Origin of the sequence: Methanococcoides methylutens, assembly GCF_000765475.1 — an archaeon.
Lineage (GTDB): Archaea > Halobacteriota > Methanosarcinia > Methanosarcinales > Methanosarcinaceae > Methanococcoides > Methanococcoides methylutens.
In genome coordinates this window covers 312659-324906 of sequence record NZ_JRHO01000014.1, presented here as the reverse complement: position 1 = coordinate 324906, position 12248 = coordinate 312659, and the positions used below count along the sequence as shown (strand labels likewise).

At 43.9% G+C, this 12248-nt stretch carries 9 protein-coding genes and 1 tRNA gene; 7 read left to right on the top strand and 3 right to left on the bottom strand.

Annotated elements, in window-relative coordinates; all coding sequences use genetic code 11:
* Positions 1 to 42 precede the first annotated feature (42 nt).
* The 4 genes from LI82_RS08765 to LI82_RS08750 all read left to right on the top strand — a co-directional run bounded on the left by LI82_RS08765 (position 43) and on the right by LI82_RS08750 (position 4379).
* The gene (locus LI82_RS08765) at positions 43 to 2235 is read left to right on the top strand and encodes an elongation factor EF-2 (protein WP_048195088.1); all 2193 of its coding nucleotides are present in this window, start codon (positions 43 to 45) and stop codon (positions 2233 to 2235) included.
* A gap of 130 nt (positions 2236 to 2365) precedes the next feature.
* Positions 2366 to 3634 (top strand): translation elongation factor EF-1 subunit alpha, encoded by a 1269-nt coding sequence (tuf, locus tag LI82_RS08760; RefSeq protein WP_048195087.1) that lies wholly within the window; start codon positions 2366 to 2368, stop codon positions 3632 to 3634.
* Between the two features lie 32 nt (positions 3635 to 3666).
* Positions 3667 to 3978: a 30S ribosomal protein S10 gene (gene rpsJ, locus LI82_RS08755; protein WP_048195085.1), complete on the top strand. Its 312-nt coding sequence runs from the start codon at positions 3667 to 3669 to the stop codon at positions 3976 to 3978.
* Between the two features lie 200 nt (positions 3979 to 4178).
* The gene (locus LI82_RS08750; RefSeq protein ID WP_048195084.1) at positions 4179 to 4379 is read left to right on the top strand and encodes a MarR family transcriptional regulator; all 201 of its coding nucleotides are present in this window, start codon (positions 4179 to 4181) and stop codon (positions 4377 to 4379) included.
* A gap of 11 nt (positions 4380 to 4390) precedes the next feature.
* Here the strand turns inward: LI82_RS08750 and LI82_RS08745 are convergent, their stop codons facing one another.
* The gene (locus tag LI82_RS08745; protein WP_081955798.1) at positions 4391 to 6007 is read right to left on the bottom strand and encodes a PAS domain-containing sensor histidine kinase; all 1617 of its coding nucleotides are present in this window, start codon (positions 6005 to 6007) and stop codon (positions 4391 to 4393) included.
* A gap of 382 nt (positions 6008 to 6389) precedes the next feature.
* Between LI82_RS08745 and LI82_RS08740 the strand changes: the two genes are divergently transcribed.
* Positions 6390 to 6461: transfer RNA gene (locus tag LI82_RS08740), tRNA-Arg, on the top strand.
* Between the two features lie 68 nt (positions 6462 to 6529).
* Here the strand turns inward: LI82_RS08740 and LI82_RS08735 are convergent.
* On the bottom strand, positions 6530 to 6943 hold the full coding sequence (locus LI82_RS08735; protein WP_048196177.1) for a hypothetical protein: 414 nt from the start codon (positions 6941 to 6943) through the stop codon (positions 6530 to 6532).
* A gap of 197 nt (positions 6944 to 7140) precedes the next feature.
* Between LI82_RS08735 and purB the strand changes: the two genes are divergently transcribed.
* Both purB and LI82_RS08725 read left to right on the top strand, forming a co-directional pair.
* Complete coding sequence (gene purB, locus LI82_RS08730) at positions 7141 to 8481, top strand: adenylosuccinate lyase (protein WP_048195082.1); 1341 nt, start codon at positions 7141 to 7143, stop codon at positions 8479 to 8481.
* A 9-nt stretch (positions 8482 to 8490) separates the two neighbouring features.
* Positions 8491 to 9075, top strand: coding sequence for an FmdE family protein (locus LI82_RS08725; protein WP_048195080.1), 585 nt, complete (start codon positions 8491 to 8493; stop codon positions 9073 to 9075).
* 74 nt (positions 9076 to 9149) lie between these two features.
* Here LI82_RS08725 and uvrA read toward each other — a convergent pair whose 3' ends face one another.
* Positions 9150 to 11975, bottom strand: a complete 2826-nt coding sequence (gene uvrA, locus LI82_RS08720) for an excinuclease ABC subunit UvrA (protein WP_048195078.1) — start codon at positions 11973 to 11975, stop codon at positions 9150 to 9152.
* Positions 11976 to 12248: the final 273 nt, after the last annotated feature.

Below are 12248 nucleotides of genomic sequence, written 5' to 3'. Positions count from 1 at the left end.
TGTTCTTTATTTTTTCATAAATATTCAATTGTAGGTTTTATTATGGGACGAAGGAAAAAAATGGTTGAGCGTGTAACAGCGCTGATGAGCAACCCGGTAATGATCAGGAACATCGCAATTATTGCTCACATCGATCACGGAAAAACTACCCTTTCAGATAATCTTCTTGCAGGCGCTGGTATGATCTCCAAGGACCTTGCAGGTCGCCAGTTGTTCATGGACTCTGATGAAGAGGAGCAGGAAAGAGGTATTACGATCGACTCCGCAAACGTTTCAATGGTGCACGAGTTCGAGGATGAAGAGTACCTCATCAACCTTATCGACACACCAGGTCACGTTGACTTTGGTGGTGACGTTACACGTGCTATGCGTGCAGTAGATGGTGCAGTTGTAGTCATTGATGCTGTAGAAGGTACCATGCCTCAGACCGAGACCGTTCTGAGACAGGCACTGAAAGAGCACGTAAGACCAGTACTTTTCATTAACAAGGTAGACCGTCTTATCAACGAGTTACAGGTCGATGCACAGGAGATGCAGATAAGGCTCGGTAAGCTCATTGACCACGTCAACAAGCTTATCAAAGGTATGAACGAAGAACGCTATAACCAGGGCTGGAGAGTTGACGCTGCAGAAGGTACAGTAGCATTCGGTTCAGCACTTTACAACTGGGCTATCAGTGTTCCTATGATGCAGAAGACCGGTGTCAGCTTTGGTGAGGTATTTGACTACTGCCGTGCTGAAGATATGAAATCACTTGGTGAGAAATGTCCACTCCACGAAGCTGTAAACGACATGGTCATCAGGTTCCTTCCAAGTCCTATCGATGCCCAGGAAGACAGGGTCGGTGTCATCTGGCACGGCGATCTTGAGGCTGGTATTGGAAAGCAGATGGCTGTTGCTGATGCGACGGGCGACCTTGCATTCATGGTAACTGATATTTCCATGGACCCACATGCAGGAGAAGTTTCAACAGGAAGACTTTTCAGTGGTTCACTTTCACGTGGTATGGAAGTTTACGTATCAGGTGCAGCAAAGCCGAACAGGATCCAGCAGGTTGGTGTTTTCATGGGTCCGGAGAGACTTGAAGTGGATAAGATCCCTGCAGGTAACATTGCTGCAGTTACAGGTCTTAGGGATGCTATTGTAGGTTCTACTGTAACAACCCTCGATGGCATGTCTCCATTCGAGAGCATCAGACACGCAAGTGAGCCTGTAGTGACCGTGGCTGTGGAAGCAAAGCACATGAAAGACCTTCCAAAGCTTGTTGAGGTTCTGCGTCAGGTCGCAAAGGAAGACCCAACACTTAAGATCACACTGGACGAAGAGACCGGTGAACACTTGATGGCAGGTATGGGTGAACTTCACCTTGAGGTCATTGCTCACAGGATCGAGCGTGACAAGGGTGTAGAGATCTCAACAACACCTCCTATTGTGGTATATCGTGAGACCATCACAGGAACAGCAGGTCCTGTTGAAGGAAAGTCCCCTAACAGGCACAACAGATTCTATGTTGTTGTCGAGCCACTCGAGCCTGAAGTACGTGAGCTTATCCGTGAGGGCGAGATCTCCATGAGGATGCCTGAACTTGAGAGAAGGGAGAAGCTTATTGCAGCAGGTCTTGACAAGGATGAAGCAAAGAGGATCGCAGACATCTTTGAGAGCAATGCTTACTTTGATATGACCAAAGGTATCCAGCACCTGAACGAGACAATGGAACTGGTCCTTGAAGGTTTCGTCGAAGTTATGAAAGCAGGTCCGCTTTCAAAAGAACCATGCATGGGTGTAAAGGTAAAGCTCATGGACGCAAAGCTCCACGAGGATGCTGTCCACAGAGGTCCTGCACAGGTCATTCCTGCATCCAGGCAGGCAATCCAGGCAGCAATGCTCATGGCAGACGATACGCTCTTTGAGCCATACCAGAAGGTATTCATCCAGACACCACAGGAACAGATGGGTGGAGCTACAAAGGAGATCCAGGGTCGCCGTGGTATCATTATTGATATGACATCCGAGGGTGACACAACGATCATCGAATCCAAGGCACCAGTGTCCGAATTGTTCGGATTTGCCGGCGATATCAGATCCGCAACAGAGGGTCGTGCTATGTGGAGTACAGAGTTCGTAGGCTTTGAACCACTTCCAACTAACATGATCACCGAAGTTGTTTCTGGCATCCGTGAGCGAAAAGGACTCAAGAAGGACCTCCCACAGGCACAGGACTTCATGAGCATGTAAGGTGGATATTTTATCCATCTTATTTTTATGAAATATCCTATCCTTTGGAAAGGTTTAAGAGTAGAAACAACAATTTAGGTCAAAATTATAGATATTACATCTAACAATCAAAAATAAAGGAGAATATAATATGGCTGAGAAACCACACATGAATTTAGCAGTTATTGGTCACGTTGACCACGGCAAGTCAACCTTTGTCGGTAGATTGATGTTCGAGACAGGAGCAGTACCTGCTCACCTTATCGAAAAATACAAGGCAGAAGCAAAAGAGAAAGGAAAAGAATCCTTCGCTTTCGCATGGGTTATGGACTCACTCAAGGAAGAGCGTGAGAGAGGAGTTACAATCGATATCTCACACAAGAGATTCGATACCGACAAGTTCTACTTTACAGTAGTGGACTGCCCAGGTCACCGTGACTTCGTAAAGAACATGATCACCGGTGCTTCCCAGGCAGATGCAGCTGTACTTGTAGTTGCAGCACCTGATGGAGTAATGGCTCAGACAAAGGAGCACGTGTTCCTTTCTAGGACCCTTGGTATCAACCAGCTCATTGTCGCTGTGAACAAAATGGACGCAGCTGAATACAGTGAGGACAGGTACAACGAGGTCAAGGCAGAAGTATCACAGCTTCTCGGTATGGTAGGATTCAAGGCAGACGATGTCCCATTCGTCCCAACATCTGCATTCGAGGGTGACAACATCACAAAGTCAAGTGAGAACACTCCATGGTACACTGGTCCATCATTGCTTGACTGCCTTAACGATCTTAAGACACCAGAAAAGCCAGATACACTTCCACTCCGTATCCCAGTACAGGATGCATACACTATCTCCGGTATCGGTACCGTTCCAGTAGGTAGGGTAGAGACCGGTATCATGAAGAAAGGCCAGAAGGTCACATTCATGCCAAGCGGCGCAACTGGTGAGGTCAAGTCAATCGAGATGCACCACGAAGAGGTCGATCAGGCTGTACCTGGTGACAACATTGGTTGGAATGTAAGAGGTATCGGAAAGAACGATGTCAGAAGAGGTGACGTATGTGGTCCTGCAGAGAAGCCACCATCGGTAGCTGAAGAGTTTGCCGGACAGATCGTTGTCCTTCAGCACCCATCCGCTATCACAGTCGGATACACTCCTGTATTCCACTGCCACACCACCCAGACTGCATGTACTCTCATGTCCATCGACAAGAAGCTGGATCCAAAGTCCGGTCAGGTCAAGGAAGAGAACCCAACCTTCATCAAGGCTGGAGATGCAGCGATCGTTACAATCAGACCAACCAGGCCAATGTGCATTGAGCCTGTAAAAGAGATTCCACAGCTCGGCAGATTTGCTATCCGTGATATGGGTATGACAATCGCTGCCGGTATGTGCATGAGTGTTAAAAACAAGCAGTAACACTCTTCTCTTTCTTTTTAGAGGAGATAAAAATGGCACAGAAAGCAAGAATACGATTATCAGGCACAAGCCCTGTGAATCTGGATGGTGTTTGTGATCAGGTGAAAGCCATCGCAAACCGCACTGGAGTAAGCATATCCGGTCCAGTACCACTACCTACTAAGAAATTGGTAGTTCCTGTAAGGAAGAGCCCTAGTGGCGATGGTACAGCATCATGGGACCACTGGGAGATGCGTGTCCACAAAAGACTTATTGACATCGCAGCTGACGAGCGCGCATTAAGGCAGCTCATGAGGATTCAGGTTCCAAAAGACATCAATATCGAGATTGTACTTCAGAATTAAGTACTTCGATATTATTCAAAAGGACCTGGGACTATGTTACAGATTTCGATCTGTAACAGTTCTCCTCCCTATTTCTTTAATTATTTTTAAACTTTAAATCTTAAACTGAGTTCCAATGCTATTGATTATTGGTCAGTACTCTATTTATCTATTGATAATGTTTATATCTTACACATTTCATATCAATGTGAGGTTATATCATGAGTGAAGAAACATTAACTGAAAATGAATCAACAGTACTAAATGCTCTGGAAGGCTCTGACAAATCCTTGAGGCCTGGTGATATTGCAGAGTCTACTGGTCTGGACAGTAAACTGGTTAGTAAAACAATTGCATCACTAAAGAAAAAGGGTCTTGTTTACTCTCCTAAAAGATGCTACTACGATGTTTCAAAGGAATGATTCTTTCCTTTTTAATTCTCTTTTTTTGATAAATTATCTTTTTCTATGTCAGGGTTTAGTGGTATTGTAAGGTAAAAGCTGCTACCTTCGTTTATCTTACTTCTGACATACAGGGATCCACCATGCAATTCGGAGTATTTTTTGGCAAGGCATAGTCCGATTCCAATTCCTCCATGGCTTCTTGTTGAAGATGAATCGATCTGAGTGAAGGGGCTAAAAAGTGTATCAATATCTTTCTCTGAGATCCCTATCCCATTATCTGATACATTAAAAACCAGATCCTTATCAGTACTCCTGATTTCAACTGTAATGGGGCTACCATTTTCTGAAAATTTGCTGGCATTTTCAATCAGATGAGTGATGCTCTGTTCTACCTTTTTGATATCTGCTACAACATATTTGATATCTGTGTTGATGTTAAATAATATTCTCTGCTCTTTATCCTGAACTTGTGGAACCACATATTTCCGGATATCTTCCATAAATCCGACTAATTCTACTTTCCTATAATTAAGTTCAAGCACTTCGGACTCAATCCTTGAAACTTCCAGCATTAAATTAAAAACGTCAAGAAGGTGTTTACCACTGGAGAATATATTGTGAAGGTATCTTTCCTGTTTTTCATTAATATCTCCGAACTTCTTTTCAAGAAGAATTTCAGAGAATCCGATTACTGAGTTAAGAGGTGTCCGCAATTCATGGCTCATGTTTGCAATAAATGTGCTCTTTGCTTGATTTGCAGTTTCAGCCTCATTTTTTGCAGATATTAGCGCCCTTTCTGCAATCTTCTTTTCAGTAACATCGATTCCTGAAGAAAGTAAACCACTGACATTTCCATCCTGATCATAAAGTATCGAATTATTCCAGGAAATAACCTTTTCTTCACCAGATCTTGTGATGATCGAATTATCGTAATATTCAAATGTTTTGGAATCTCCTGAAATAATTTTGTTAAACACAGCCTTTACATTTGCATGAATGTTTTCAGGTATGAAGATGTCAAACCAGTTCCTGCCAATTAGTTCCTTTTCGGAATAACCAACGGTCTCTGCAGCTTTTTTATTCACGAGTTTGATCTTCTGGTTCTTGTCAAGAACAACGAACATAACATTAGACACATTAAGATAATGCTGTGCTTTTTCTTTTTCTTTCATCAGCTCGAACTCAACTTTCTTGAGTTGGTCGATATTTACCATGATCCCATTTAGACCAATTACTTCTCCGTTCCTGATGATTCCTTTGGAAGATGTGTGTACGTGTGTTACCTTGCCTGATTTTGCAATAACTCTGAACATATATGGCTTGTGTTCACCTTTAAGGGTCAGGTTCATATCTTCAAGAAGACCCGGAAGATCCTTCGGGTGTACATATTTCATAAAAGATGTGCCGATTACTTCTTCTGGCATGTAGCCGGTAAAAATTTCAATAGCCGGGCTTATATATGTAAAGTTTCCGTTTTTGTCGACACTAAAGATAACATCATTGAGATTCTCAACATGAAGCTTATAAAAATCTTCTTTTTCCCTGGCTTCCTTGTTGACCAGTTCGATCTCATTTCTGAGGTCCTTGATAGTCTGTTTCAGATCGTTGATCTTTTCAGAACCTATATCTTTATTTTCCATTGTCATTTTTCTGTAAACTGGAGTCGTTTTTGCAATGATGTTGGGTTTAGTTCAAATTATACCTTTGCTTTAATGTATTAAAATGTGTATTAATATGTTTTCAAAAATAATGTTATATCAATGATATATTCTATTCCATGGGATACTATTATACCAATGAACTACTTCCTGATTGAGAAGTTTGATTCTTATTATGCAGAAAGCTTCTCATTTAAGAGTATATTCTTGATAATTATGCTTGAAGTGTTCCAAAATATGAGTGTTTTGTGAAAATATGTTCATTTGTCAGGTTCTAATCCCAAAACAATAATATAATAATTGGTTTATCCTACAATCAGTTACTTTTGTCACTAACGTGATGACATATATTACACATAGTTATGTTTATGGGCCTGTGGTGTAGTGGATATCACTTTAGCCTCCGGAGCTTAGAACCCGGGTTCGATTCCCGGCAGGCCCGTTCTATAATCTACTTGAATTGAATATTAACGAATCAATTTATAATCAATTCATATTCAATTATTCTGATCATTTTTGTAGATTGTAGAGTTTCTCAAGATAGCTTTTTATCCTGCAATATATAAAATTCCTGTAACCGAAGTTGTCGGGAATATCAAATGTAACAATTCCTTCCACATTCCAGAATACGTTCTTAACCAGGCCTCTCTCTTCCATGTCATCCACAAAGAATCTGACCTTGCTGAAATCATGAACAACCTGTCTCCAGTCACCAGCTCTCATTTTGGATGGATCCTTGCTACACATAACTTCAAATTGCTGCAACCCGAATGCGTATGTTTCGAGCCATTGCATGTCATCCTTTGTTAATGCAATGATACCCTGCCTTGAATCTTCTTCCATTTGTTTTAAAAGTAGGGCGATATCCTGTCCGGTAAATTCATTCTTGTCGAGCTTTTCAAGAAATACATATAATTTTTCCACGATCATTTCCCCCTGTCTACAATATAATTTATGGTGTCTATCAATAGATAAATATTACCTTCTTGATGGTCCTTAAGTACCTCATTCTAAGGCAGAATGGGATTCCATGCTCAAAGCTTATTTATGGGTTTGTTGTTTATCTACCCCATATAGTTCATTGGTAAATTTAGTTTCATAATCCAAGGAGACCAAAATATATGGCAATCCATCCTATTGAATATCGTTACGGTACTGACGAAATGAAATATGTCTGGAGTGAGGCAAATCGCCTTGAAAAGCTCCTAAAGACCGAAGCAGCACTTTCACAAGCTGAAGCAAAGATCGGTGTTGTTCCTGCTGAAGCTGCAGCACAGATCGAGAAAAGCATAAATCAGGTAAAACTTGAAAGGGTAACAGAGATAGAAGATGAGATCCACCATGATATGATGGCTATCGTTCTTGCGATATCTGAGCAGTGTACAGAGGATGCTGCTAAGTGGGTGCACTTTGGTGCAACATCCAACGACATCCTGGATACAGCTACTGCACTTCAGATGATGGATGCTGTTGCTATCCTTGAGGATAAGGTACGTACACTTCTGGACGTCTTGCTCACAAAGGCAGAAGAGCACAAGAACACTGTCTGTGCAGGAAGGACACATGGTCAGATAGGTGTACCAACAACATATGGTCTCAGATTTGCGATCTGGGCAAGTGAGATGGCAAGACACCTTGAACGTCTGGGCCAGCTTACACCACGTCTTCTGGTAGGCCAGATGACCGGAGCTGTAGGTACACAGGCAGCATTCGGAAAAGACGGTATCGAAATACAAAAGTACGCAATGGAATATCTTGGTCTTGGCAGCGTTGATGTTTCAAATCAGATCATCCAGCGTGACCGTCATGCAGAATTCGTTATGTGGATGGCGAATACAGTAACAACTCTGGATAAGATCGCAGTGGAGATCAGATCCCTCCAGAGGAGCGAGATCGCAGAGGTAGAGGAGAGCTTCCGCAAGAAACAGGTAGGTTCTTCCACCATGCCTCACAAGAGGAATCCGATCAAGTCAGAGCAGATAAGTGGTCTGGCACGTATCGTTCGCTCAATGGTCGAGCCTGAACTGCTTAACAACACTCTATGGGATGAACGTGATCTTACTAACTCCTCATGCGAAAGGATCGTTTTCCCTGAAAGCTGTGTGCTGACAGATCACCTTCTCAAACTGGCTATTGGCGTTATCGAGAACCTCAGGTTCTATCCTGAGAACATACGCAAGAACCTTGATCTCCTTCGTGGACTTAACATGGGTGAGTCTGTCATGATCGAACTTGCAAAGCGTGGTGTCGGCAGGCAGGAAGCTCATGAGATCGTCAGAAGCTCCGCAATGGAGGCACACGAATCAGGAATGCACCTTAAGGATGTTCTTCTTGGCAAACCGGAAGTCACACAATACTTAAGTGAATCCGATATCACAGACCTGGTGAACCCTGATAGGTACATCGGTACTGCTGTGGAGCAGGTCGAGAACGTAGCTGCAAAGATAAGAAGCCAGTTCTAAGGTGAGATCATGGAACTGGAAGATGCAATAAAGTTCCATGGGCACCTCTGCCCGGGACTTGTTATTGGTTACAGGGTTGCAACCTATGCAGCCGAGCAGTTCAAGGACCGCTCAGAGGATGAGGAACTTGTGGCTGTCGTTGAGAACAAGTCATGCAGCGTGGATGCCATTCAGGTAATCAATGGATGTACCTTTGGAAAAGGAAACCTTGTCTTCAAGGACCTCGGCAAGCACGTATATACTTTCTTCAAAAGGGGAGAGAGCGAAGCACTTCGGATATCGATCAATCCGCGCCAGCGCCGGGAAGACCCACGTTACAATGAGCTTTTCCCCAAAGTAAGAAATGGCACTGCAACAGATGAGGAACAGGAAGAGTTCAGGAAAAGGCATGCTGAAAGAGGTCTTGCAATTCTTGATATTCCAGCTGATGAGTTGTTCACTGCAACAAGGGTTGAGATAGAACCGCCTGAAAAAGCAATGGTATATCGTTCCATTGCATGTACGGAGTGCGGTGAGGAAACTATGGAAACACGCCTTCGTGTAAAAGATGGGAATATGGTCTGTCTTTCCTGCTTTGAAGGTCATGATATCTGACGTTGGTCAGATATCTTTTTTAACTCTTTAAGTTTCCAAGTTCTTTACTTTTTAATCACTTTTAAGTTTTAAACTTATTTTTTGAGCACTCTTTTCAGGAATTCTCCTGTATAGGATACTTTGCTCTTTGCTATTTTCTCGGGTGTACCTTTGGCAATAATACTGCCACCACGTTCTCCACCTTCCGGACCCAGATCTATCACCCAGTCTGCTGTCTTGATAACGTCAAGGTTGTGTTCTATGACAATGACCGTATTGCCTGCATCCACAAGTCGCTGGAGCACGTCAAGTAACTTGTTCACATCGTCAAAGTGTAGTCCCGTTGTCGGTTCATCAAGAATATAAACTGTCTTTCCGGTGGAACGCCTGCTAAGCTCTGTTGCAAGCTTCACACGCTGTGCCTCTCCTCCTGAGAGGGTTGTCGAGGACTGGCCAAGTTTGATGTAACCAAGACCAACATCGTAGAGTGTCTGAAGCTTGTTCTTTATCTTTGGAATATTTTCAAAGAATTCCACTGCTTCCTCTACGGTCATATCAAGTACATCAGCGATGGTCTTTTCCTTGTAGGTGACCTCAAGTGTCTCACGGTTGTATCGCTTCCCGTGGCAGACCTCACAGGGCACATAAACATCAGGCAAAAAGTGCATTTCAATAGTTATGATTCCGTCACCTGAACAGGTCTCACATCTGCCTCCGCGCACATTGAAGCTGAATCTTCCAGGTTTGTATCCGCGGGATTTTGACATCTTTGTCTGTGCAAAGAGTTCCCGTATGGGTGTGAAAAGGTTAGTATATGTGGCCGGATTGGAACGTGGTGTCCTTCCGATAGGCGACTGGTCGATGGTTATGACCTTGTCTATCTGGTCGAGACCCTTTATGTCCTTATATTTGCCCGGTCTGTCCCTTGCACGATGCAATTTCTGGGCAAGCACCTTATTGAGGGTCTCATTGATGAGGGTGCTTTTTCCTGAACCTGATACGCCTGAGACACATGCCATGACCCCGAGTGGGAATTCCACATCTATGCCTTTGAGGTTGTTCTGTGATGCACCCCTGAGGATCAGTTTGCCTGTGGGCTTGCGTCTTTTCTTTGGGACGGCTATCTCAAGTTTTCCGCTCATGTATTGTCCGGTAAGTGAATCCGGGTGTTCCATGATCTGTTCAGGTGTGCCTTCTGCTACAACCTCTCCACCATGAATGCCGGCCCCTGGTCCCATGTCCACCACATGATCGGAATTGAGGATTGTCTCTTCATCATGTTCCACAACCACAACTGTGTTGCCGATATCACGAAGATGTTTCAATGTATTGATAAGTCTGAGATTGTCTCTCTGGTGCAGCCCTATGCTGGGCTCATCCAGAATATACAGCACGCCCATAAGACTGGATCCAATCTGTGTTGCGAGCCTTATACGCTGTGCCTCTCCTCCTGAAAGGGTCGCAGCCGAGCGGCTCAATGTAAGGTAATCAAGTCCGACGTCCATGAGGAACCCGAGCCTTGCCTTTATTTCCTTAAGGATCAGCCTTGCGATGGAATATTCGCGAGGCGTAAGGTTTGGTTCAAGTTCTTCAAAGAAATGCAATGCAGTTTCCACAGACATTTGCGTGACCTCAATGATGTTGCTTTCATTGATGCTCACAGCAAGGCTGGCAGGTTTTAGCCTGTTGCCTGTGCAGGTCGTACAGGGTTTGGTGGTGATGTACTTCCTCAGCCTGTCCTTTGTGTTCTCTGACTCAGTATTATCATACGTCTTTGAGATGTTGGAGATGACTCCCCGGAAACGTCCTTTGTGCTTCCACATGCCACCGTTCTTACCGACATGCACGAAATCGACCATTTCGGTGGTGCCGTTGAAGATTATATCCTTGTGCTCCTGTCCAAGTTCCTCGAAGGGCACATCGAGTGAGAATCCGAAACGCTTCCCCACGGACTCCAGGGCTTGCATGTAGTAACCGTCTTTCTTGTTCCAGGTCTCAACTGCACCTTCTCTCAATGTAAGGGTGGGGTCAGGGACGATAAGTTCAGGGTCGAACTCCATTGAAGTCCCAAGTCCATGACATTCTTCACAGGCACCCTGCGGGCTGTTAAATGAGAATGCAGAAGGTTCCATTTCCTCGAACCCGATCCCGCAGTCCGTACATGCCAGGTTTTCACTGAACACCATCTCTTCGCCGTCAAGGACATGTACCATCAGTGTCCCGCCGCTTTTCTCAAGTGCGGTTTCCACGGAATCCGATAATCTTTCTTCCATTCCTTTCTTTATGACAAGCCGGTCTACCACTACCTCGATGTTGTGTTTGTAGTAGCGTCCCAGTTCGATGGTTTCGGCATCATCCAGTTCAACGATCTCGCCATCCACCCTTGCACGTGCAAATCCTTCTCCCCTGAGGTCCGTGAGCAGTTTCTTGTACTCTCCCTTTCTCTCACGCACAAGAGGTGCAAGGATATGGACCTTTGAGCCTTCCTCTATTTTCATGATGCTGTCAACGATCTGGTCGACACTTTGAGGTTCGATGACCTTGCCACATTTAGGGCAGTGCCTGATGCCTATCCTTGCATAGAGCAGCCTCAGGTAATCATAGATCTCGGTAACTGTTCCCACTGTGGAACGAGGGTTTTTGCTGGTGGTCTTCTGCTCGATGGATATCGCAGGGGAAAGTCCTTCTATGTACTCAACATCCGGTTTTTCCATAAGTCCCAGGAATTGCCTTGCATAAGCTGAGAGCGATTCAACATATCGCCTCTGCCCTTCTGCATATATGGTATCAAAAGCAAGGGATGATTTTCCTGATCCGCTGAGACCTGTGATGACTATCAGTTTATCACGGGGTAGGACTAGGTCGACATTCTTGAGGTTGTGCTCTTTGGCACCTTTGACGATTATATTTTTGAGGGACATGTTTTGTGGAAAGTAGTATTTTTAAGGATATGTTCGGATTTGAGATATTTGGGTGACAGGATTAAAGGTTTGCTGTTGAGGTGAAATATTACCGGAATTTGATTCGGCAGTTGTACGCCTTATACGTTCTCACTTTATAGTATATCATGTAGCAATGTTTTTAAGTTCATTTTTTCATTTTCACTGGATGTAGTTTTCAGAATATATTAATCAAAGGTCTTTTCATACTTTTTACAATAAATGCAACTATCAATTCTATAAAATAAAGCTCAG